The organism is Kitasatospora sp. NPDC041917 (assembly GCF_055589745.1).
In genome coordinates this window covers 17,353-39,478 of record NZ_JBVJBI010000032.1, presented here as the reverse complement: position 1 = coordinate 39,478, position 22,126 = coordinate 17,353, and the positions used below count along the sequence as shown (strand labels likewise).

Annotated in this window: 21 protein-coding genes; 4 read left to right on the top strand and 17 right to left on the bottom strand. The window is 73.8% G+C overall.

Features of this window, described 5'->3' with window-relative positions; genetic code table 11:
- Positions 1-3: 3 nt before the first annotated feature.
- From smc to ACZ6EM_RS30165, 4 genes are all read right to left on the bottom strand, one after another.
- Positions 4-3,630, bottom strand: a complete 3,627-nt coding sequence (gene smc, locus ACZ6EM_RS30180; protein WP_465773703.1) for a chromosome segregation protein SMC — start codon at positions 3,628-3,630, stop codon at positions 4-6.
- 155 nt (positions 3,631-3,785) lie between these two features.
- On the bottom strand, positions 3,786-3,989 hold the full coding sequence (locus tag ACZ6EM_RS30175; RefSeq protein WP_045702518.1) for a hypothetical protein: 204 nt from the start codon (positions 3,987-3,989) through the stop codon (positions 3,786-3,788).
- 424 nt (positions 3,990-4,413) lie between these two features.
- On the bottom strand, positions 4,414-4,713 hold the full coding sequence (locus ACZ6EM_RS30170) for an acylphosphatase (RefSeq protein WP_359900575.1): 300 nt from the start codon (positions 4,711-4,713) through the stop codon (positions 4,414-4,416).
- A 148-nt stretch (positions 4,714-4,861) separates the two neighbouring features.
- Complete coding sequence (locus ACZ6EM_RS30165; protein WP_465773702.1) at positions 4,862-6,205, bottom strand: hypothetical protein; 1,344 nt, start codon at positions 6,203-6,205, stop codon at positions 4,862-4,864.
- Positions 6,206-6,525: 320 nt separating this feature from the next.
- On the opposite strand from ACZ6EM_RS30165, the gene ACZ6EM_RS30160 reads away from it, so the two are divergent.
- Positions 6,526-7,446, top strand: a complete 921-nt coding sequence (locus tag ACZ6EM_RS30160; RefSeq protein ID WP_401053824.1) for a DMT family protein — start codon at positions 6,526-6,528, stop codon at positions 7,444-7,446.
- 9 nt (positions 7,447-7,455) lie between these two features.
- Here ACZ6EM_RS30160 and mutM read toward each other — a convergent pair whose 3' ends face one another.
- From mutM to ACZ6EM_RS30110, 10 genes are all read right to left on the bottom strand, one after another.
- Complete coding sequence (gene mutM, locus ACZ6EM_RS30155; protein ID WP_465773701.1) at positions 7,456-8,334, bottom strand: bifunctional DNA-formamidopyrimidine glycosylase/DNA-(apurinic or apyrimidinic site) lyase; 879 nt, start codon at positions 8,332-8,334, stop codon at positions 7,456-7,458.
- Positions 8,335-8,388: 54 nt separating this feature from the next.
- Positions 8,389-9,180, bottom strand: coding sequence for a ribonuclease III (rnc, locus tag ACZ6EM_RS30150; protein WP_359900567.1), 792 nt, complete (start codon positions 9,178-9,180; stop codon positions 8,389-8,391).
- Positions 9,181-9,200: 20 nt separating this feature from the next.
- Complete coding sequence (gene rpmF / locus ACZ6EM_RS30145; protein WP_030056747.1) at positions 9,201-9,374, bottom strand: 50S ribosomal protein L32; 174 nt, start codon at positions 9,372-9,374, stop codon at positions 9,201-9,203.
- A 2-nt stretch (positions 9,375-9,376) separates the two neighbouring features.
- Positions 9,377-10,021, bottom strand: coding sequence for a YceD family protein (locus ACZ6EM_RS30140; RefSeq protein ID WP_401053820.1), 645 nt, complete (start codon positions 10,019-10,021; stop codon positions 9,377-9,379).
- 173 nt (positions 10,022-10,194) lie between these two features.
- A complete protein-coding gene (locus ACZ6EM_RS30135) occupies positions 10,195-11,409 on the bottom strand; it encodes an ATP synthase F0 subunit B (protein WP_452179759.1) in 1,215 nt (404 codons plus the stop codon).
- Between the two features lie 186 nt (positions 11,410-11,595).
- Entirely contained in the window at positions 11,596-12,087 is a 492-nt protein-coding gene (gene coaD, locus ACZ6EM_RS30130) for a pantetheine-phosphate adenylyltransferase (RefSeq protein WP_359900561.1), read from the bottom strand.
- Positions 12,088-12,136: 49 nt separating this feature from the next.
- Positions 12,137-12,721 (bottom strand): 16S rRNA (guanine(966)-N(2))-methyltransferase RsmD, encoded by a 585-nt coding sequence (rsmD, locus tag ACZ6EM_RS30125; protein WP_387693655.1) that lies wholly within the window; start codon positions 12,719-12,721, stop codon positions 12,137-12,139.
- Positions 12,722-12,811: 90 nt separating this feature from the next.
- On the bottom strand, positions 12,812-13,345 hold the full coding sequence (locus ACZ6EM_RS30120) for a hypothetical protein (protein WP_359900557.1): 534 nt from the start codon (positions 13,343-13,345) through the stop codon (positions 12,812-12,814).
- Between the two features lie 103 nt (positions 13,346-13,448).
- On the bottom strand, positions 13,449-15,680 hold the full coding sequence (recG, locus tag ACZ6EM_RS30115) for an ATP-dependent DNA helicase RecG (RefSeq protein WP_401050927.1): 2,232 nt from the start codon (positions 15,678-15,680) through the stop codon (positions 13,449-13,451).
- A 39-nt stretch (positions 15,681-15,719) separates the two neighbouring features.
- Positions 15,720-17,351 (bottom strand): DAK2 domain-containing protein, encoded by a 1,632-nt coding sequence (locus ACZ6EM_RS30110; protein ID WP_359900553.1) that lies wholly within the window; start codon positions 17,349-17,351, stop codon positions 15,720-15,722.
- 282 nt (positions 17,352-17,633) lie between these two features.
- Here ACZ6EM_RS30110 and rpmB point away from each other — a divergent pair, with 282 nt between their 5' ends.
- A complete protein-coding gene (rpmB, locus tag ACZ6EM_RS30105) occupies positions 17,634-17,819 on the top strand; it encodes a 50S ribosomal protein L28 (RefSeq protein ID WP_014138233.1) in 186 nt (61 codons plus the stop codon).
- Between the two features lie 153 nt (positions 17,820-17,972).
- On the opposite strand, the gene thiD is transcribed toward rpmB, so the two are convergent.
- The 3 genes from thiD to ACZ6EM_RS30090 all read right to left on the bottom strand — a co-directional run bounded on the left by thiD (position 17,973) and on the right by ACZ6EM_RS30090 (position 21,062).
- The gene (thiD, locus tag ACZ6EM_RS30100; RefSeq protein ID WP_380543448.1) at positions 17,973-18,833 is read right to left on the bottom strand and encodes a bifunctional hydroxymethylpyrimidine kinase/phosphomethylpyrimidine kinase; all 861 of its coding nucleotides are present in this window, start codon (positions 18,831-18,833) and stop codon (positions 17,973-17,975) included.
- 24 nt (positions 18,834-18,857) lie between these two features.
- Positions 18,858-19,883 (bottom strand): ATP-dependent 6-phosphofructokinase, encoded by a 1,026-nt coding sequence (locus ACZ6EM_RS30095; RefSeq protein ID WP_401056421.1) that lies wholly within the window; start codon positions 19,881-19,883, stop codon positions 18,858-18,860.
- 213 nt (positions 19,884-20,096) lie between these two features.
- On the bottom strand, positions 20,097-21,062 hold the full coding sequence (locus ACZ6EM_RS30090) for a thiamine-phosphate kinase (protein WP_380543450.1): 966 nt from the start codon (positions 21,060-21,062) through the stop codon (positions 20,097-20,099).
- Between the two features lie 209 nt (positions 21,063-21,271).
- Here ACZ6EM_RS30090 and ACZ6EM_RS30085 point away from each other — a divergent pair, with 209 nt between their 5' ends.
- Complete coding sequence (locus ACZ6EM_RS30085; protein ID WP_359900545.1) at positions 21,272-21,505, top strand: Lrp/AsnC family transcriptional regulator; 234 nt, start codon at positions 21,272-21,274, stop codon at positions 21,503-21,505.
- Positions 21,506-21,588: 83 nt separating this feature from the next.
- Complete coding sequence (locus ACZ6EM_RS30080; protein ID WP_359900543.1) at positions 21,589-22,107, top strand: DUF3515 family protein; 519 nt, start codon at positions 21,589-21,591, stop codon at positions 22,105-22,107.
- The last annotated feature ends 19 nt before the right edge of the window (positions 22,108-22,126 follow it).

Here is a 22,126-nt window from a genome sequence, read left to right as displayed (position 1 = left end):
GCCCTACACCGACGCGGTGCGTACGGCTCGCGGCCGGCGCTCCCGGTGCTCTTCGCGCAGCCGCTGGCTGATCACCTGCGAGATGCCGTCGCCCTTCATGGTCACGCCGTAGAGGGCGTCGGCCGACTCCATGGTGAGCTTCTGGTGGGTGATCACGATCAGCTGGGAGCTCTCCCGCAGCTCCTCCATGATCCCGATCAGCCGGCGCAGGTTGGTCTCGTCCAGCGCCGCCTCCACCTCGTCCATCACGTAGAACGGGCTGGGCCGGGCCTTGAAGATCGCCACCAGCAGCGCCACCGCGGTCAGCGAGCGCTCGCCGCCGGACAGCAGCGACAGCCGCTTGACCTTCTTTCCCGGCGGGCGGGCCTCCACCTCGACCCCGGTGGTGAGCATGTTGTCCGGGTCGCTCAGCACCAGCCGGCCCTCCCCGCCGGGGAAGAGCCGGGCGAAGACGCCCTCGAACTGGGCGGCGGTGTCGTGGTAGGCCGAGGTGAACAGCTGCTCGACCCGCTGGTCCACGTCCCGGACGATGTCCAGCAGGTCGCGCCGGCTGCGCTTGAGGTCGTCCAGTTGCTCGCCGAGGAACCGGTGCCGCTCCTCCAGCGCGGTGAACTCCTCCAGCGCCAGCGGGTTGACCTTGCCGAGCTGAAGGTAGGCCTTCTCGGCCGCCCGCAGCCGCTTCTCCTGCTCGGCCCGGACGTACGGGTACGGCTCCCCCGGCTCCTTCCCCTCCTCGGCGGCGACACTGGCGGCGACATCGGCGGACGGCGCCGCGGGCGAGGGCGGGACGGGCTGGTCGGGCCCGTACGAGGCGAGCAGTTCGCCGCCGTCGATGCCGAACTCCTCCAGCGCGCGGGCCTCCAGCTGCTCGATCCGCAGCCGCTTCTCGGCCCGCAGCACCTCGTCCCGGTGCCCGGCGTCGACCAGCTTGTCCAGCTCCTCCTTGAGCCCGCGGCCGTGCTCGCGGTGCTCGCGCAGCTCGTGCTCGCGCTCGGCCCGCGCCTGTTCGACGGCCACCCGCCCGGCGTCCGCCCGGGCCAGCGACACCTCCAGGCAGGCCAGCAGCTGCCGGGCGCCCGCCGCGACGGCGTTCGCCACCGAGGCGTCGTGCTCGGCGCGCCGGCGGCGCTCGGCGGCCCGGGCGCGCGCCTCGCGTTCGGCGCGGGCGGCGCGGTCCAGCTGGTCGGCCCGGCCGGCCAGGGCGCGGACCCGTTCCTCGTGGGTGCGCACCGCGAGCCGGGCCTCCAGCTCGGCCTGCCGGGCGGCGCTCGCGGCCTCGGCCAGGCGCTGCTGTTCGGCGGTGTCCGGCTCGTCCTGGCCCGCCCGGGCCGAATCCTCGGCGGCGGCCAGGCGCTGTGCCAGTTCCTCGGCGCCGTCGAGCAGTTCGGTCAGCCCCTGCTCGGCCCGCGCGGCGGCGGCCGACAGCCGCTCGGCCTCCCCGGCGGCGGCGCGGGCCTGCCCGCCGAGCCGGCCGAGTGCCCCGGCGACCTGGGCCCGTTCCTTCTCCGCCTGCCGCCGCCGCTCGGCCAGTTGCTCCACCTCGGCGGCCGACTCCCGCCGCCGTTCGGCGAGTTCGGCCAGCCGCTCGGCCGACTCGGCGCAGCGCTCGGTGAGTTCCCCGATCGCCCGGGCCGCCTCGTCCACCGCCGCCTGGGTCTCCAGCAGGCTCGGCGCACCGCCGGACCCGCCCTGGGCGAAGCCGGCGCCGAGCCGGTCCCCGTCCGCGGTGACGGCGCAGACTCCGGGCTGCGCGGCGGTCAGCCGCAGCGCCTGATCCAGGTCCTCGACCACCGCCACCCCGGCCAGCAGCCGCCGGACCGCACCGAGCAACTCCTCGGGCCCGTCCACCAGTTCGGCCGCCCAGCGGGCTCCGTCCGGCAACTCCCCCGCCGCCTGCGCCACCTCGGCGGCGCCGGCGATCAGCAGCGCGGCCCGGCCGGCGTCCTCGGCCCGCAGCAGCCGCAGCGCCCCGGCGGCGGCGGACGGCGAGTCGACGGCCACCGCGTCGGCCGCCGCGCCGAGCGCCGCGGCCAGCGGCACCTCGTACCCCGCCTCGATCCGCAGCAGCGCGGCCGCCGGGCCGAGCACCCCGCCCAGCCGCTCCCCCGCCTCCAGCAGCGCGCCGGTGCCGTCCTTGCGGCGCAGCCCGAGGGAGAGCGCCTCGTGCCGCGCGGTCAGGGCGGCCCGCTCGCGCTCGGCGGCGCCGGCCGTCTCCCGGGCCGCGGCCAGCCCCTCCTCCACGGCGGCCAGCCGCTCGCGCGCCCGCCGGTACCCGGCCTCGGCCTGCTCGTCGTCCCCGGTCGCGCCGTCCACCTGCTGCCGGAGTTCGTCCAGCTCGGCCCGGGCGGACTCGGCGCGCAGCAGCGCCTCGTCCCTGGCCTCGGCGAGCCGGCCGATCTCGGCCTGCGCCGCGGCGGCCCTGGAGCGGGCGGCGGCGGCCTGCCCCTGCAGCCGGGCCAGGCCTTCCCGGCGGTCGGCGATGGCCCGGGCGGCGTCGCGCAGCCGGCGCTCCTCGTCGGCCAGCTCCCGCTCCAGCCCGTCCTTGCGCTCGACCGCCTCGGCCAGCGCGTACCGGGCCTCCTCCAGCGCCCCGGTCAGCGCGGCCTCCTCCTCGCGGACCCGCCCGGCCTCCTGTTCCAGGTCCTCGGGGTCGCGCCCGCGCCGCTCCTCGCCCCGGTCCCCGGCGACGGCGTGCCGGGCGCGGGCCTCGGCCAGCCCGATGGTGCCGCGGGTGCGCTCGGCGAGCGCGGAGAGCCGGTACCAGGTCTGCCGGGCGGTCTCCAGGCCGGGTCCGAGCCGCTGGACCTGCGCCTCCAGGACGCTCTCGCGCTGCACCGCGCGGGCCAGTTCCTGCTCGACGGTGGTGCGGCGCAGGCGCAGCGCCAGTTCGTCCGCGATCTCGGCCTCGACGGCCCGGCGGAGCGTGCACAGGTCGTCGGCGAGCAGCCGCAGCCGGGCGTCGCGCAGGTCGGCCTGGATGCCGGCGGCCCGGCGGGCGATCCGGGCCTGCCGGCCGAGCGGCCCGAGCTGGCGGCGCAGTTCGGCGACCAGGTCCTGGACCCGGTTGAGGTTGGCCTGCATCCCGTCCAGCTTCCGCAGCGCCTTCTCCTTGCGCTTGCGGTGCTTGAGGACGCCGGCCGCCTCCTCGATGAAGGCGCGCCGCCCCATCGGGTCGGCGTGCAGCACGGAGTCCAGTTGCCCCTGCCCGACGATGACGTGCATCTCGCGGCCGATGCCGGAGTCGGAGAGCAGTTCCTGGATGTCCAGCAGGCGGCAGGTCTCGCCGTTGAGCGCGTACTCGCTGCCGCCGTTGCGGAACATGGTCCGGGTGATGGTCACTTCGGCGTAGTCGATCGGCAGGGCGCCGTCGCCGTTGTCGATGGTGAGGCTGACCTCGGCGCGGCCGAGCGGGGCGCGCCCGCTGGTCCCGGCGAAGATGACGTCCTCCATCTTGCCGCCGCGCAGCGACTTGACCCCCTGCTCGCCCATCACCCAGGACAGCGCGTCCACCACGTTCGACTTGCCGGAGCCGTTCGGGCCGACGACGCAGGTGATGCCGGGCTCGAAGCGCAGGGTGGTGCTGGAGGCGAAGGACTTGAACCCGCGCAGCGTCAGGCTCTTCAGGTGCACGCGGCCGGTCTCCTCGATCACTCAGGACAGGAACCGACTTTATCCGGCGCCGGACACGACGAAGGGACGCCACATCCGGGCGTCCCTTGCAAGCTGCGTCCCTTTCGGGGCGGCTCAGTGCACAGCGGCGTCGATCTGCGAGGACCGGGCGGGACTCAGGTGAGAGCCGGCTCCCGCTGATCCAGATCGATGCTGTTGAGCAGCGAGTGCTCGTCAGCGACAGCGGTCAGAGCGTCGTTCTCAGCCTGCATCCGAAGGAGCTCGGCTTCAAGGTCCTGGACGCGCTGCTGAAGCCGTCGCATCTCGGAGAGCATTCGCGGGTCGGGGCCGCCGACGTACCCGAGAAGCGCCTTTGCCATGATGAATGGTCCTCCACGCTGAGTGACCGAACCGGAACGGTCCAGGTCTAGGGGGAAGGGGGACGCACGCGCGGCGCGTCACCGGAAGTGCTGGCTGGGCACTACGGCACAACCACCGTGAGCTGGGCTCACGGGGGCATGCGCCTGCCGGGAGAACGCGGTCGTGTGCGCGGGCTTCCAGCGTCTCACCAAAGACGGAAAGGGTCAACACGATCACCGCACGCTACCGCGCCCCTGTCACCTGCCCGGCGGTGTCGTCACGCCTGGGGGGTCTCGGGACGGGTCCACCATGTGCTCGTGGATCATCGTTCGATGCGGAGTCAACCACGAGTCTGCCCGGATGGCAACCTCGTGACACCGCCGGTTCCGGATCTTTTCCCGGAACGCCGCACCCCGGTTCGCCGGAGCTCCGGCCCGGGGCGGCTCAGCGGATCTCGAAACCCTCGTAACCGGGGCCGACGGCCGTCCAGATCTCGGTGACCCCGCTGACGTTCCCCGGGGTCCCCGGGCCGCGCAGCCGGGCCAGCAGTTGCTCGCAGTCGGCCGCGAGTCCCTCGGCCACCACCTGCACCCGGCCGTCGCCGAGGTTGCCGGCGTAGCCGGTCAGGCCGATCTCCAGCGCCCGTGCCCTGGTCCACCAGCGGAACCCGACCTGCTGGACCTTCCCCCGGACCCAGGCGGTCACCCGGACCGGTTCCTCACTGTGGGCGTCGCGACCGTGCATGCCCCTGACCTTAGGACACGCCCCGGCGGCCCGCGCGCCCGGCCACCGCCCGGCCGACCCGCCCCGCGCACGCCGGCCGGGACGAGGACGTCAGCGGCCCCGCCGGTGCTCCGGCGGGGCCGCTGACGTGGACGGTCGGTGCTGCGGGTTACCAGTCCCCGCCGCCGAAGTCGCCGCCACCGCCGAAGTCGCCACCGCCGCCGAAATCGCCGCCGCCGAAGTCGGCCGGGTTGAAGTCGGCGCCGGTGTAGTCGCCGCCCTCGTACTGGTCCTGGTAGCCGCCGCCCGTCATCGGCGCCGCCGCGTAGGCCGGGGAGCTCATCATCGAGCCGAGCATGGTGCCGACCAGCAGGCCGGGCAGCAGGCCGCCGCCGAAGCCGCTGTAGTAGCCGCCCGCGTACGGGGCGTACGCCGGGCCGGCGTTCCAGTACGGCTGCGGGCCCTGGTCGGTGTCGACGGTGCGGATCGCCGGGTCGAGGCCGGCCGCCACGCGGTCCGCGTCGGCCTGGCAGACCGGCACGGAGCGGGGGGAGCCGCCGGCCGGGGCCCAGTCCACGTCCTTGACGGACGGGCCGTGCCGCGGGTCCATGAAGCACGGGGGACGGCGCTCGGGCAGCGGCCGCTTGTCCCGCCGGGCGGCCAGGGTGGCCAGCGAGAAGCGGCCGTCCTCGATCGCCTCGGTGACCTGCTTGACGTCCTCGGGCTTCTTCGCCTCGTCCATCAGCCGCTTGGACTTCTCGTACGAGTCCAGGGCGTGGCTGTAGTCGGTGCGCTGGACGTCGTCGGCGTCGGCCGCGGCCGGGCTGAAGTCGAGCCGCTCCAGTTCGACGCCGAAGGCGGTGATGTCCTCGTCCACGACCCGGCGCAGCTGCTCCAGCTCGGCCCGGGCCTGCTCCTCCTTGCGCTTCTTGGCGCGGCGGAACAGCAGGAAGACGCCGGTGCCGGCGAGCGCGACCAGCACGAGCGGGATGACCACCCAGGCGATCGAGGTGCTGTGGTTGACCCCGGTGCCCTTGGTCTGCGGGGCGGCCTGGTCGACGAAGGAGTTCAGGGTGGCGTCGATGTCGCCGCCGTTCGACCGGAAGGCCGCCCCGGCGATGCGCTGCGGCTGGCCCGCGCCCATCGCGCCGCGGTCGCCGCCGGCGTCGAACTTGTCGCCGTGCCAGACCGCGTAGACGCCGTCGATGCCCACCAGGGTGCGGAGGTCCTGGAGGTTGCTCTTCGCGTAGGCCGGAGAGTCGGGGATCACCGCGATGAAGATCGGCTTGTCGGCCTTGTCGATCTTCTTGGTCAGGGCGTCGGCCCGGTCCTGGCCGAAGCGGCTCGTCATGGCCGGGTCGACGTAGACCCGGCCCTTCTTCAGGGAGGCCGCGGCGTCGCTCAGTCCGCCGGCCGCCGAGGCCGCGGGCGCCAGCAGGAGCAGCAGCCCGAGCAGCGCCGCCACCAGGGCAAGCGGCCCGGCGCCCCGGGAACGTCGTGCAAGGGTTCTCATGCCCCCGACGCTACCGTGACCGGCCCCGGAGCACGCCATACCCTTCGCATACTGGTACTGACAAGGCTCCCCGCCGTCCGCCGGGGCCGCTCCCCTCCTCGGGGATGATGTTTCCCCCGGCCGTCCCCGAGACAGGGCCCGCGCGGGAACCGGCTGCGGCCCCCGGACGTACGTTCCGGCAGGCCCGGCCCGGTTCCGGGGTACTCCGGGGGGCGTGCCGACCGTACCGTGCGAACGGGCATAGTGGTCCCGAACCACCGGCCCCATTGCCCTTTCTTTACTCAGCCAATCCTTGACTCGACTCCCGATCGGAGCACTCGGTGATCATCGGCCTCGTCACCGCCGTGGCGGCATCCGCCTGCTACGGCACCGGCTCGGTCCTCCAGGCCGTCGGATCCCGCCGCTCCGCCCGGGAGGAGGCCGCCAAGGGCGCCACCACCTCGACCACCGAGCACGGCGGCCCGAGCCTGTCCTCGACCGCGAAGGCCGCCGTCACCTGGGAGTTCATCCTCGGCACGGTGCTCGACCTGATCGGTTTCGGGCTCGGCGCGCTGGCCGCCCGGCTGCTGCCGCTGTTCCTCTCCCAGACCATCATCAGCGCCAACCTGGTGATCACCGCGGTGCTCAGCATCAAGCTGCTGGGCATCCGGCTCAAGCAGCTGGAGTGGGCCTCGATCGCCGTTCTCTGCTCCGCGCTGGTGCTGCTGGCCGTCTCGGCCGGACCGGAGGGCGGCCACCACGTGGCGATGTCCTTCCACTGGTGGCTGCTGATCATCACCACCGTGCTGCTGGTCGGCGGCAGCCTGCTGGTGCGGCGGATGGGCGCCAACGGCGCGATCGTCGCCGGCCTGCTCTCCGGCCTCGGCTTCGGCGCCCTGGGCGTCGGGGTGCGCATCCTCAACGGCATCGAGCCGTTCGACATCGGTTCGCTGCTCTCCGACCCGGCGCTGTACGCGGTCCTGGTCGGCGGCATCGGCGGGATGTACATCCACACCGTGGCGCTCCAGATCGGCTCGGTCAACGGCGCGACCGCCGCGCTGGTGGTCGGCGAGACGGTGCTGCCCGGCGCGGTCGGCGTGCTCTGGCTCGGCGACTCCTCCAAGGCCGGCCTGGGCTGGCTCGGCGTGATCGGCTTCCTGCTCGCGGTGGTCGCCGCGGTCGGGGTGGCCTACTTCGGCCAGGACACCCACGGCACGCCCGGGGAGCCGGCCTCCGAGGAGCCCGAGCTCACCCGCAAGTAGCGCGGGGCCTCAGCCCCCGCTGCGGGTGCGCGGCACGCACTGGCAGCGGGGGCAGAAGTAGCTGGAGCGGTTCATCCAGGCCGCCCGCCGGATCGGGGTGCCGCAGCGGCGGCAGGGCTCCTGCTCGCGGCCGTAGGCGTCGAGGTCCCGGGAGAAGTAGCCGCTCTCGCCGTTCACGTTGACGTAGAGGCTGTCGAAGCTGGTGCCGCCGACGGCGAGCGCCGCGGTCATCACGTCCCGGGCGTCGGCCAGCAGCAGCAGGGCCTGCGGGCGGGTGAGCGTCGCGGTCGGGCGGTCGTAGTGCAGCCTGGAGCGCCACAGCGCCTCGTCGGCGTAGATGTTGCCGACGCCGCTGATCAGGGTCTGGTCGAGCAGGGCGCGCTTGACGGTGGTCCGCTTGGCGCGCAGCGCGGCCGCGAAGGCGGCGTCGTCGAAGCGCGGGTCGAGCGGGTCGCGGGCGATGTGCGCGATCGAGACCGGGGTGCCCTCGGGGTCCCCGTCCTCGGCCTCCTCGACCGCCAGGCCGCCGAAGGTCCGCTGGTCGACGAAGCGCAGTTCGCGCCCGCCGTCGGCGAAGCGCAGCCGCACCCGCAGGTGCGTCTCGTCGGGTACGGACGGGTCCTGGACGAGGAGTTGGCCGCTCATCCCGAGGTGGCCGATCAGCGAGAATCCCGCCCCGGTGCCGGCCAGCGGCACCCACAGGTACTTGCCGCGCCGCTGCGCGGTGCCGAGGGTGGTGCCGGTCAGCCGGGCGGTGAAGTCGGCCGCGCCGGCCGGCTGGCGGCGCACCGCGCGCGGGTGCAGCACCTCGACGTCGGCGACGGTCCGCCCGGCGACCCAGTTGGCCAGACCACGGCGGACGACCTCGACCTCGGGAAGTTCGGGCACGGGAAGACGCCTCCTGCTCGGTACGGTTCGGCAGGAGTGAAGGCTACTCGGAGGTCACGCCCCGGCGGGCAGCCGGTCGGCGTACTTGTCCTTGATCGCGCGCCAGGCGCTCTCGGCGGCCTTCTGCTCGGCTTCCTTCTTCGAGCGGCCGACGCCGCTGCCGAAGTCCTCGCCGGCCACCCGGGCCGCCGCGGTGAAGGTCTTCTCGTGGTCCGGACCGGATTCCATGACCACGTACTCGGGCACTCCGATGCCCACCGAGGCGGTGAGCTCCTGGAGACTGGTCTTCCAGTCCAGGCCGGCGCCCAGCTGGGAGGACTCCTCGATCAGCGGGTCGAACAGTCGGTGGACGAACTCGGTGGCCGCGTCCAGGCCCTGGTCCAGGTAGACGGCGCCGATCACGGCCTCGACGGTGTCGGCGAGGATCGACGACTTGTCGCGGCCGCCGGTGCCCTCCTCGCCCTTGCCGAGGCGGATGAACGTGCCGAGCTCCAGGCCGCGGCCGACGTCCGCGAGCGCGCGGGAGTTGACCACCGCGGCGCGCAGTTTGGCGAGCGTGCCCTCCGGGACGTCCGGGTGGACGCGGTAGAGGGTGTCGGTCACCACGAGGCCCAGCACCGAGTCGCCGAGGAACTCCAGGCGCTCGTTGGTGGGCAGCCCGCCGTTCTCGTACGCGTACGAGCGGTGGGTCAGGGCACGTACCAGAAGGGCGCGCTCGAGCGTGTACCCGAGGCGCCCTTCCAGGACGTCGTATTCGGTCGAAGCCGGCCCGCCGGCCTTGCCGCCGCCCGAAGAGGAACCCTTCGGGGCGGTGGACGCCTTGCGGGTGGAGTTACCGTCCGACATCGATCCGTACACCCCGCCGATCAGACCGAGAGGACCTGGCGACGGTTGTACGTGCCGCAGCTCGGGCACGCGATGTGGCCCAGCTTCGGCTCGTGGCAGCGGTCGCACGCCACGAGGGCCGGGACAACGGCCTTCCAGTTGGACCGACGGTGGCGCGTGTTGCTGCGCGACATCTTCCGCTTCGGAACAGCCACGGCTACTTCTCCTGGTTCTCGGCGAGACCCTCACGGGTGTCGCTGTTCTTAGATCCGTCACCCTCGTCGCCGGGGGCGGCGGAGAGTCCCTGCAGAGCCGCCCACCGGGGGTCGACGGCATCGTGGTGGTGCGCCGGGTCGTCGCTCAGGCGCGCTCCGCACTCGGAGCACAGGCCCAGGCAGTCTTCCTGGCACACCGGCTGCAGCGGCAGTGCGAGCACCACCGCGTCACGCAGCACCGGCCGGAGGTCGAAGAAGTCGCCCTCCAGACGGTAAGTCTCTTCTTCCGAGTCCTCGTCGAGGTCCTCGGCCCCGGCGGTCCGGGCGCGGTGGCGCTCGTCGGACTCCGGGTAGTAGTACAGCTCCTGGAAGTCCACGTCGATGTCGAACTCGACGGGCTCCAGGCACCGGACGCACTCGCCCTCGACCCGGGTCTCGGCGGTGCCGGTGACCAGCACGCCCTCGACCACGGACTCCAGGCGGATCTCCAGCTCGATCGGGCTCTTCTCCGGCACGCCGATCACGTCGATGATCCCGAAGCCCTCCGGGGCCTCCAGGGTCCGGCTCACCTTGCGCATCGAGCCCGGACGCCGACCGAGCTCGTGCGTGTCGAACACGAGGGGGTCGCGGTGGTCGAGGCGGTTCAAGGTGTCCTGACTTCCATAGGAATCAACGAGGGAGTCCCCATACAGGTCGGCTTTGCGAGGGCAAGCCAACGGCCGGACATGGGGAGGCCGGAGTGGTCAGACTACCGGAGTCTCCCGTCAGGCCCAACTTCGGTCCCGTCGGGAGACTCCGCCGCGGCCGTGCCGGGGCCGGTTCAGCGGCCTCCGAGCTCCCGCAGCCTGGTCATGTCGATCATGCTGGTGTCGAAGAAGCTGGTCTCGTCCAGACCCTGCCCCTGCGCCTGGCCCTGGCCCTGCTGCTGGCCCTGGCCCTGGCCCTGGCCCTGCTGCTGGTGCGGCACGGCCGGCGGGGTGGCCGGCGGCTGGGGGTAGGCGTAGCCGTCGTACGACTGCGCGGCGTAGCCCTGCTGCTGCTGGGGATATCCGTAGCCACCCTGCTGCTGGTCCGGGTAGCCCTGCTGCTGGTAGCCGTCCTGCTGCCCGCCCCACTGGGCGTTGTACGGGTCGCCCTGGCCGGCCGGGTCGTAGCCGCCGCCGTACACCTCGGCGTACTGCCCGCCGGGCTGCTGGGCGGCCGCGTACTGGTCGGTGCCGGGGGCCTGCCAGCCGGCCGCGGCCGGGGTCTGCTCCGGCCAGGTCTGCTGCTGCGGGACGTCCTCGCGGTACCAGGCGATGTCCCCGCCGTCGGGGTCGTGGGCGAAGCCCGCCGCCACCGCCTCGGCCCGCTCCTTGGCCTCCTGGGCCTGGTCGGCGGCGGCCAGGTAGGCGCCCAGCTCGTCGATGGGCCGCTTGCCGAGCAGCTTGTCCCGGCCCTTGCCGACCGCCTCCAGGGTGGCGCCGAGCACGTTCTCCAGGGTGGCGAGCTTCACATCGACGTACTCGTCCACCTCGGGGCTCGGGCTGATCCGCTGCGGGCGGAACTCCTCGCCGTCGCCCTCGCCCTCGGACTCGGTCTCGAAGACGCTGGAGTCGCCGCGCAGCTTGGTGCGGCCGCGGCCGACCGCGCCGAGCGTCTTGGTCAGCACGACCTCGAAGTTGGCGAGCTTGCTGTCCACGTAGTCGTCGGCCTCGGCCCGCTTGGCGTCGACCTCGGCGCGCGCCTCGGCGAGGATCCGCTCGGCCTGGGCCTGGGCCTGGCGGACCACCTCGGTGTCCGAGATCAGCGAGCCGCGCTCGGCGTGCGCGCCCTGGATGATCCGCTCGGCCTCGGCCTGGGCACCCGCCACCACCTGCTCGTGGTCGGCCATCACCGACTGGGCCTGGGCGAGTTCGGCGGGCAGGGCCGACCTGAGGTTGTTGAGCAGGCCGATCAGCTCGGCCCGGTTCACCACGCAGGAGGCCGACATCGGCATCGAGCGGGCGTTCTCGACCGCCGCCACGATCTCGTCGACCTTGTTCTGCACGTCCACGGGGCTTCGTCTTTCCGTGTGCCGCCGACGGTCCGGCGGAGGCAGGCCCGACGCGGTGAACCTCACCGCGGGGCAGGAGTACAGACTGTACGGCCCCTGCCGGGCGGGGTCACAACGCCTGCGCCGAACCGGTCTGCCGCCCACGGGACAATCCATGACGAACCGGCAGAAGCGGACAGGCGGCGCCTACTGCTCGGCCTTGCGCTCCGCGATCCGCTCCACCAGTTGGCGGTGCACCGTCTCCGGCAGCAGGTGCGAGACGTCGCCGCCGTACGAGGCGACCTCCTTGACCAGCGTCGAGGAGAGGAAGCTGTACGTCGGCGAGGTCGGCACGAACAGCGTCTCCACCCCGGTCAGGCCGTGGTTCATCTGGGCCATCTGGAGCTCGTAGTCGAAGTCGCTGACCGCGCGCAGGCCCTTGATGATCGCGGGGATGTTGCGCTCCCGGCAGAAGTCCACCAGCAGGCCGTGGTGCGACTCGACCACCAGGTTCCCGAAGCCGGCGGTGACCTCCTCGATCAGCCCGATCCGCTCCTCGACGGTGAACATGCCCTGCTTGTTCCGGTTGATCAGGACCGCGACATGCACCACGTCGTACAGCTTCGAGGCCCGCCCGATGATGTCGAGGTGGCCGTTGGTGATCGGGTCGAACGACCCAGGACAGACGGCTCGGCGCATGGCGTGTGTGCTCCCTCGTGGGGTGACGGCTGCTGCGGGCCGCGGCCCGCTACTTCTGCTCACCGGCCGCGGCGGCGGCGCGACCGTACCAGAGCGTGCCCTCGCCGTAGCGGCGGGAGCGCAGCTCCTCGAAACCCCCGGGCCAGTCGAACCCACCGCCGCGGGTGCTGCGCTCCACGGTGACGAGTGCGTCGTCCGCGAGCCAGCCCCCGGCCAGGAGTGTGATCAGCATCTCGCGGACCTCCTCGTCCGTCACCACGTACGGCGGGTCGAGGAAGACCAGGTCGTACGGGCTCTGCGGGGGCGGTCCGGCGATCACCTTCTCCGCCCTGGCGGCCCGCACCTCGGCCCCGGGCAGGCCGATCGTCCGGACGTTCTCCCGGATCACCCGGGCCGCCTGGCCGTCCGCCTCGACCAGCAGGACGTGCTCGGCGCCGCGCGACAGCGCCTCCAGTCCGACCGCGCCCGATCCGCCGAACAGGTCCAGCATCCGGATCCCCTGCAGGGTGCCGCGCAGCGCCTCCAGGGTGGAGAACATCGCCTCGCGGGCCTTGTCGGAGGTCGGGCGGGTGCCCCGGCCGGGCGGTACGGCCAGTCGGCGGCCGCCGGCCGCCCCGGCGATCACGCGGGTCATGGTGGTGGGAGGTCCTTTCGTCGCTGCCCGACCACGCTATACGGCGCAGGCCCCGCCGGGCTTACCGGCGGGGCCTGCGGGGAGTACGGGTCAGCTCGCCTCGGAGCCCGCCGCCTGGGGCGGCAGGGCCGCGCCGAGCAGGGCCGGCGAGGCGTAGCGGGACCAGGACAGGCAGCCGTCGGGCGGGCAGAACTCGGGGCGGCGCGGGTCGTGCCCGAGCTCGCGCAGCTTGGTCCGGACGGAGTCGGGCGTGCGGCCGAACCGGGCGGCGATCCGGGCGATGGTCTCGCCGTCGTGGAAGCGCCGGACCAGTTCCTCCTCGTGCTGCGGCACCCAGGGGGCGCCGTGGCCGGGGTACAGCTCGCGCAGCACGTCGCGGTCGGGGATGGGCTCGGAGACGTCGGCGACGATCGCCAGCGCCCGCAGCGCGCGGTTGAGTGCGATCCGCAGCGAGGCGACGTCCTCGACCGGCAGGCGGAGCTTGCCCGAGGCGAGCGGTGCGGCGGCCGCCCCCTCGCGCCAGCCGGTCAGGGTGAGGGTGACCTCGCGGTCGTCGTCGCTGGCGAGTTCGATCCGGAAGACCTTGTCGCCCAGCGGGAGCTCGTTGAGATGACGGAATGCCATGGCATGACCCCCAAGTGTCGTGCCAGGTACGCACCTTGGAGGTGCGTCCTGAACAACTCCATTCTCTCCCGGGGGTCTGACAATCCGACCCTCGAAGGGCCGCTCAGCCCTTCTCCATGTAGGCCGCGCGGTCCTCGTCGAGCAGGCTCTCCAGCGCGGTGCGCAGCTCCGGGTGGGCGGCCAGGTCCGGGTCCTCGGCGACCAGCCGGGTGGCCTCGGTGCGGGCGGTGAGGATGACCTCCTCGTCCTCCAGCACCGAGAGCACCTTGAGCGAGGACTTCACCCCGGACTGGGCCTGGCCCAGCACGTCGCCCTCGCGGCGCTGTTCGAGGTCGATCCTGGACAGCTCGAAGCCGTCCAGGGTGCCCGCCACCGCGTCCAGCCGGGCCCGCGCGGCGCTGCCCCCGGGCATGTCGCTGACCAGCAGGCACAGGCCCGCCGCGCTGCCGCGGCCGACCCGGCCGCGCAGCTGGTGGAGCTGGGAGACGCCGAAGCGGTCGGCGTCCATGATGACCATCGCGGTGGAGTTGGGGACGTTGACGCCGACCTCGATCACCGTGGTGGCGACCAGCACGTCCACCTCGCCGGCCGTGAACCGGCGCATCACCTCGTCCTTGGCCTCGGGCGCGAGCCGGCCGTGCAGGATCTCCACCCGCAGGCCGCTCAACGGGCCCTTCGCCAGCTTCTCGGCCGTCTCCACCACCGAGAGCGGGGGCCGCCGTTCGTCGCTCGCCGCGCCCTCGTCGCCGCCCTCGTCGCCGACCTCCTCGAAGTCCTCCACGGCGGCCTTGCGGCGCTTCTTCCCCGGGCCCGCCGCCGGCTCCTCGTCCCCGATCCGGGGGCAGACCACGTACGCCTGGTGGCCCTTGGCGACCTCCTCGCGGACCCGCTCCCAGGCCCGGGTGAGGAAGTTGGGCTTCTCCAGCGCCGGGACGACATGGGTGGAGATCGGCGAGCGGCCGGCCGGCAGCTGGTCCAGGACGGAGGTCTCCAGGTCCCCGAAGACCGTCATCGCGACGGTGCGCGGGATCGGGGTGGCCGTCATCACCAGCAGGTGCGGCGGCTGATCGCCCTTGGCACGCAGCGCGTCCCGCTGCTCGACGCCGAAGCGGTGCTGCTCGTCCACCACGACCAGGCCGAGGTCCTGGAACAGCACCTTGTCCTCGATCAGCGCGTGGGTGCCGATGGCGATCCCGGCGTCCCCGCAGGCCATGTCGAGCAGCGCCTGCCGGCGGGCGGGGACGCCCATCGAGCCGGTCAGCAGCACCACCCGGGTGCCGAGGTCGGAGCCGCCGAGCATGCCGCCCTCGGCGAGGTCCCCCATCATCTCGACGATCGAGCGGTGGTGCTGCTGGGCGAGCACCTCGGTGGGCGCCAGCAGCACCGCCTGGCCGCCCGCGTCCACCACGGCGAGCATGGCGCGCAGCGCGACCAGGGTCTTCCCGGACCCGACCTCGCCCTGGAGCAGCCGGTGCATCGGGTGGTCGGTGGCGAGGTCGGCGGCGATCTCGGCGCAGACGGACCGCTGGCCCTCGGTGAGGGTGAACGGCAGCCGGGCGTCGAAGGCGTCCAGCAGGCCGCCCTCGCGCGCCCGGCGCGGCTTGGCGGGCAGGGCGGAGTCGGCGGCCCGGCGCTGCGCGAGGGCGACCTGGAGCACGAAGGCCTCGTCCCAGCGCAGCCGGCTCTGGGCGCGCTCGCGGTCGGCGTGGCCGCGCGGGCGGTGGATCAGTTCCAGCGCCTCGGGCAGCGGGATCAGGTCGTGCCGCTCGCGCAGTTCGGCGGGCAGCGGCTCGCCGACGTCGCCGAGGTGCTTGGTGAGCGCGGTCTCGATGCAGATCGACAGCTTCCAGCTGGGCATCTGCGCGCTGGCGCCGTACACCGGGATGAGCCGGCCGGCGAACTGCCGCGCGGCGTCCGACCCCGTGTCCTCGTCGAGCAGCTGGTAGTCCGGCGAGACCAGCTGGCGGGTCCGGTTGAAGACCCCGACCTTTCCGGCGAACAGGCCCTGGGCACCGGCCTTGAGCTCCTTCTGCCGCCAGCCCTGGTTGAAGAAGACCAGCGAGAGCCGGCTGCGGCCGTCGGTGACCACGACCTCCAGCCGGTCGCCCTTGCGGCCGCGGAACGGGATCAGGGTGACCTTCTCGATCCGGGCCAGCACCGTGACGTGCTCGTCGACCTCCAGCTCGTCCAGGCTGGTGAGCTGGCCGCGTTCGACGTAGCGGCGCGGGTAGTGGTGCAGCAGGTCCCCGACCGTGCGCAGCTTGAGACTGTCGGCGAGCACCTTCGCGGTGCGGTCGCCGACGAGCTTGGTCAGTGGTTCATCGAGAGCGCCCATCAGGCCCCTGTTTACACCAAGGGGCGGACAGAACGGCGGCTACTCCACCCCGATGAGCAGCGGCGCCGGTTCCTGCCCGCCGTGGAAGACCACCGCGTCCACCTCGGGCCGGCGGTGCCGCACGTGGGCGACCAGCCGCTCGGCGAGCGCCTCCTCGGTGCCCTCGCCGAGGATCAGGGTGACGAGTTCGCCGCCCGCCCCGAGCATCCGGTCCAGCACGCTCTCGCCGACCTCGGCCAGCCCGGCGCCGATCACCGCGACGTCGCCGTCGATCAGCCCGAGCACGTCCCCGGCCTGGCAGACCCCGGCCATCGTCCAGGACTCCCCCTCGGCGACGGCCAGTTCCGCGTACCGGGTGGCCCCGGCGGCGGAGGTCATGGCGACCACGTCCTCGTCGAAGCGGCGGCCGCCCTCGTGCACCGCGAGCGCCGCCAGTCCCTGCACCGGCGAGCGGGTGGGCAGGACGGCGATCCGCACCCCCTCCTCGCGCAGCTGGTCGGCGGCGGCGCCGGCGGCGGCCCGCAGCTCCGGGTCGTTCAGCAGCAGGACGACCTCGCGGGCGGCCGAGCGGCGCACCGCGGCGGCGAGTTCGGCGCTGGCCGGCGGGCGGTCCGGGTCGGCGTGCAGGACGACGGCGCCGGCCTGTTCGCAGAGCTCGGCCAGGCCCTCGCCGGAGACCACCGAGAGCACCGCCCGGGCCCGCTCCTCGCGCTCGCCGGGCTCGGCGACGGTGCCGGAGCGGGCGGCGGCCTCGGCGAAGTGGGTGATCCGGATCTGGTGCGGGCGCCCGGCCCCGACGCCGGCCTCCACGGCGGCGCCCGCGTCGTCCACGTGGACGTGCACGTTCCACAGGCCGTCGCCGCCGCCGACCACCAGCGAGTCGCCGAGCTCGCCGAGCCGCTCGCGCAGCGCGGGCAGCGCCTCGTCGGGGGCGTCCAGCAGGTAGATGACCTCGAAGGCGGGGTGGCCGGGGCCGGGCGGCCGCAGGTGCGTCTCGCAGCTCTCGACGGCCCGGACGTCCCCGCGCAGCGCGACCGGCCCCATCGGCTGCTGCCCGGCGACGGCGTCGGCGAGCGCGCCGAGGACGGCCACCAGGCCGCGCCCGCCGGCGTCCACGACCCCGTTCTCGGCCAGCACGGCGAGTTGCTCGGGGGTGTGCCGCAGTGCGTCCCGGGCGGCCCGGTGGGCGGTGTCGGCGACCTGCGCCAGCCCGTCCCCGGCCCGGACCGCCTCCCGGGCGGCGACCCGGGCGACGGTCAGCAGCGTCCCCTCGACGGGCTCCGCGACGGCCTGGTACGCGGAGTCGGCGGCCCGTTGCAGGGCGGCGCGCAGCTGGTCGGCGCCGCCGCCCTCGGCGAGCGTCTCGGCGGTCCCGCGCAGCCACTGGGCGAGGATCACCCCGGAGTTCCCGCGGGCGCCGACCAGCGCGCCGCGGGCCATCGCCCGGACCGTGTCCGCCAGCCCGGGGGCCGTCCCGACGGCGGGGTCGGCGAAGCGGCTCTCCACCTCGGCGGCGGCGGACTCGACGGTCAGATAGAGGTTGGTGCCGGTGTCGCCGTCCGGGACGGGGTAGACGTTGAGCGCGTCGATCTCCTCGCGGGCCTGGCCGAGCGCCCGCAGGGCGAGCTGGCACCAGGTGCGCACGGCCGGGGCGTCGAGCGTGTGCAGCACCAGGTCTCCTCCGGATGGGACGCCGCGGTGGCCCGAGGGGCGGCGGCGAGGGGTGATACCGGCAGGTTATCGGGGGTCGGGCGGGGCCGTCCGGGCCGACGACCGGAGCGATCACTCGGCCGGTCATGGTAGTTTCGTGGGACGGAAGCAAGCGTTGTATGCTCTTCCGGTTGCCTGGAACCGTCCAGGCTCACCCCCTCGTCCAGTCTGGTCCACGCGAGTGTTCTGGTGGTCGAGCGGGGTTTTCGAAAGTATCTGATCTGAAGTCTTGGAGTGACTCCTGTGGCTGCCAACTGCGACGTCTGCGGCAAGGGGCCGGGCTTCGGCAACAGCATCTCCCACTCTCACCGCCGTACCCCCCGTCGTTGGAACCCCAACATCCAGACGGTGCGCGCTGTGATTGGGCGGACGCCGAAGCGGCTCAACGTCTGCACCTCGTGCATCAAGGCCGGTAAGGTCTCGCGCTGACGCGCAGACCGGCAAGCCGGTCCTCCAGTGAGCCGGTTCATCCTCGGATGAACCGGCTTCACTGTTTCCGTGGCCGGCTCTGCCGTTTTCCGGACCCACCGACAGTGGGCGGACTCCTCCCAGGAGCCCGCCCACTGTCGTCTTCCGGGGTCCTCAGCGCCAGCGCCAGGCGTGGTCGACCGGGCCGATGCCGGCACCCAGGGCGAAGCCCCCGGCGATCGCGCCGGTGATGTACTCCTTGGCCGAGGCCACCGCCCGCGGCAGCGGCTCGCCCTTGGCCAGTCCGGCCGCGATCGCGCTGGCCAGGGTGCAGCCGGTGCCGTGGGTGTGCCGGTTGTCGTAGCGGGGCGCCCGGAACCAGTGCACCTCGTCCGGTCCGCCGTACAGCAGGTCGGCGGCCTCGCCCGGCAGGTGGCCGCCCTTGACCAGCGCCCAGCGCGGGCCGAGGTCGACCAGTGCCCTGGCGGCGTCCAGCATCTGCGACTCGTCCTCGACGGTCAGCCCGGTGAGCTGGGTCACCTCGTGCAGGTTGGGGGTGGCCAGGGTGGCGACCGGCAGCAGCTTCTCGCGGACGGTGGCGACGGCCTCGGCGACCAGCAGCGCGTCCCCGTGCTTGGAGACCCCGACCGGGTCGACCACCACCGGGGCGTCCACCCCGGCCAGCAGCTCGGCGACGGTCTCGACGAGTTCGACCGAGGCGAGCATGCCGGTCTTCACGGCCTGCACCCCGATGTCGTCCACCACGCTGCGGAACTGCGCCCGGACGGCTTCCGCGGGCAGCTCCCAGTAGCCCTGGACGCCGAGCGAGTTCTGCGCGGTGACGGCGGTGATCACGCTCATGCCGTGGACGCCGAGGGCGAGCATCGCCTTGAGGTCGGCCTGGATTCCGGCGCCGCCGCCGGAGTCGGAGCCGGCGACGGTGAGCACCCGGGGAGGCGCGAGGCGGGCGGTGGCGTCGGAGGGGCCGTGCGAAGCGCTTCGGCCGGGGGCGGGGGTGGGAGACGGGAGGGCCATGGGCCCCAACCTACCGGCGCGCTCTCAGAGCACCGCCTCGGACTCCGCCCAGCGGTCCTTCGGCACCGTCTTCAGCCTGGTCACCGCGTCGCCGATCGGCAGCAGTTCGATGCCGGTCCGGCGCAGCGCGGTGAAGTGTCCGAACGCCCCCCGCTGGACGGCCTCCACCGCGTGCCAGCCGAACCGGGTGGCGAGCACCCGGTCCCGGGCGGTCGGGGTGCCGCCGCGCTGGACGTGGCCGAGGATGACCGGGCGGGCCTCCTTGCCGAGCAGGTTCTCCAGCTCGTGGGCGAGCCGGTTGCCGATCCCGCCGAAGGTCCGGTGGCCGTACTGGTCGACCTCGCCGTGGTCGAAGCGCATGGTGCCGGGCAGCGGGGAGGCGCCCTCGGCGACGGCGATGATGGCGAACTTCTTGCCGCGCGCGAAGCGGTCCTCGATTATCCGGGCCACCGCCTCGATGTCGAAGGGCTTCTCCGGGATCAGGATGCCGTGCGCACCGCCCGCCATGCCCGCGGTGAGGGTGATCCAGCCGGTGTGCCGGCCCATCAACTCGACCACCATGACGCGCTGGTGGGACTCGGCGGTGGTCTTCAGCCGGTCGATCGCCTCGGTCGCGACGTGCACGGCGGTGTCGAAGCCGAAGGTCACGTCGGTGGCGTCGATGTCGTTGTCGATGGTCTTCGGCACCCCGACCACGGGCAGTCCGGCGTCGCTGAACAGCTTGGCGGCGGTCAGCGTGCCCTCCCCGCCGATCGCGATCAGCGCGTCGATGCCGATCTCCCGGGCCAGCGTCTTGGCGTTCTCCACCGCCCAGGCGATCCGGTCCCGCCGCACCCGGGCCGAGCCCAGGATGGTGCCGCCGAGGGTGAGCAGGCCGGTGACGTCGTCGTGCGAGACCGTCCTGGTGCGGCCCTCGATCAGTCCGAGGAAGCCGTCCAGGATGCCGACGATCTCGTGCCCGTGGACGTCGGTGCCCCGGTGCACCACCGAGCGGATCACCGCGTTGAGGCCGGGGCAGTCGCCGCCGCTGGTCAGTACACCGATGCGCATGTCTGGTGTGCTCCCGCTCGCAGTGGGTCGGGCCACCCGCGCCGGGCGGGTGGGCTGGGGTGTCGCAAGCCTACGCACAACGCACCCTCGACACCCGTTCCCAGCGCACCGGAGCGTCACGCGCCGCCCGCCGTACGGGGATCGGCGCGGACCGCCCGCCGGGGCCCCGCCTCCCGGGTCCTCGCCGGGGCCGACGCGATCCGGGGGCGGGCCCTACTCGGCGAAGTGGTCCCAGCCGCCCACCCGGTCCCAGGGGGCGCCGTCCACCGTGACCCGGCCGCTGCGGCTGCCCGTCGGGCGGCCGGTCACCTCGCCCACCACCCGCCAGCGGGCCGGGAGTTGGACCCCGCGCGGGAAGGTGGCCACGATCGCGTGGTCCTCGCCGCCGGAGAGCACCCAGACCAGCGGGTCCACGCCGACCGCCTGGCCGATGTCGGCCATCTGCGCCGGGACGTCGAAGTCGGCGGCCTTCAGGTCGATGTCCACCTCGCTGGCCCGGGCCACGTGGCCGAGGTCGGCGACCAGCCCGTCGCTCACGTCGATCATCGAGGTCGCGCCCAGCTCGGCCGCCGCCGGGCCCGCGTGGTACGGCGGTTCGGGCCGGCGGTGCGCCTCGACGAAGGCGCGCGGGGAGCGGAAGCCGCGCTGGAGCACGGTCAGGCCGGCGGCCGACCAGCCGAGCCAGCCGGTCACCGCGACCACGTCGCCGACCTGCGCGCCGGCGCGGGTCACCGCCGCACGCCCCTGGAGGTCGCCGAGCGCCGTGATGGCCAGCATGACGGTGTCGCCGCGCACCACGTCGCCGCCGACCACCGTCGCCCCGGCCACCTGGCACTCGTCGCGCAGCCCGTCCATCAACTCGGTGGCCCAGGTGGTCGGCAGGTCAGCGGGGGTGACCAGACCGAGCAGTATGGCGGTCGGCACCGCCCCCATCGCGGCCACGTCGGCGAGGTTCTGGGCGGCGGCCTTGCGGCCCACGTCGTAGGCGGTGGACCAGTCCCGGCGGAAGTGCCGGTTCTCGATCAGGACGTCCGTGGTCGCCACCACCCGGCCGTCCGGAGCCCGCACCACCGCGGCGTCGTCACCCGGGCCGAGGTCGACCGCGTCGGTGAGCGGTACCCGGGCGGTCAGCTCCCTGATGAGGCCGAACTCGCCGAGCTCGCCCACGGTCCCCTGCATCTGCCGTCCTCTCGCGTTTCCATCCGTCTTCGGCCCCCGTCGCGCTCCCCCGCGCGCAGCGTACGCCCTTCCGGGGCCTCGGGGTCTCCCCTCCCCGGCCCGCTGCGAGGTAGCGTGGTGATCAGACTGCCGGTGAGCCCACCCACCCATCCGCCTGACCGGGCGATCACGGCGGCGATCCCCCCTCAACCGGCCGCCGGGAGGTCCCCGTGGTACAGGCATACATCCTGATCCAGACCGAGGTTGGCAAGGCCACCGCCGTGGCCCGGACCATCGCCGAGGTCCCCGGCGTACTCACCGCCGAGGACGTCACCGGCCCCTACGACGTGATCGTCAAGGCCGAGGCCGAGACGGTGGACGAACTGGGCCGGCTGGTGGTGGCCCGGGTCCAGAAGGTCGAGGGCATCACCCGCACCCTCACCTGCCCGGTGGTGCACCTGTAGGCCGGTGCATCGGTGCGCCCGGGCCCCGGTGGCCCGGGCGCACCGGCACGTCCGGCCACCCGGGCCCCGGTTACCATCGGCGGGTGGCCAGAGAACTCCGCGTCCCCGAGGCGCTGACCGCCCTGCCGGCCCCGGTCCGCTGGCTGGCCCTGCCCGTCGCCCTGACCTGCACCGTCGTGGCGCTGGTCGGCAGCTGGGGGCCGGCCGACCCGAAGGTCGAGGTCCCGCAGCCGGGCGGCCGGGCGGCCGGGTACTGCCGGTCGCTGGCCGCCGCGCTGCCGGCCGACCTGCTCGGGCACGCCCGCAACGACCCGTCGCCCGCCTCCCCGTACGTGGCCGCCTGGGGCGATTCCCCCCGGACGGTGCTGCGCTGCGGCATCGACCGGCCGGAGGAGCTGGACGGCGACCACGCCGCGGACTGGTCCCCGAGCGTCGACGGCGTCACCTGGTGGTCGCAGAAGCTCGCCGACGGCGGCTACCGCTTCGTGACGACCATGCGGGCCGCCTACGTCGAGGTGACCGTCCCGGCCGGGGCCGCGCAGAACCCCTTCGACCCGGCGGCCGCCCTGACCGGCGCGGTCAAGGCCAACGTCCCGGGCTGAGCCCGGCGGCGGGAGCCGC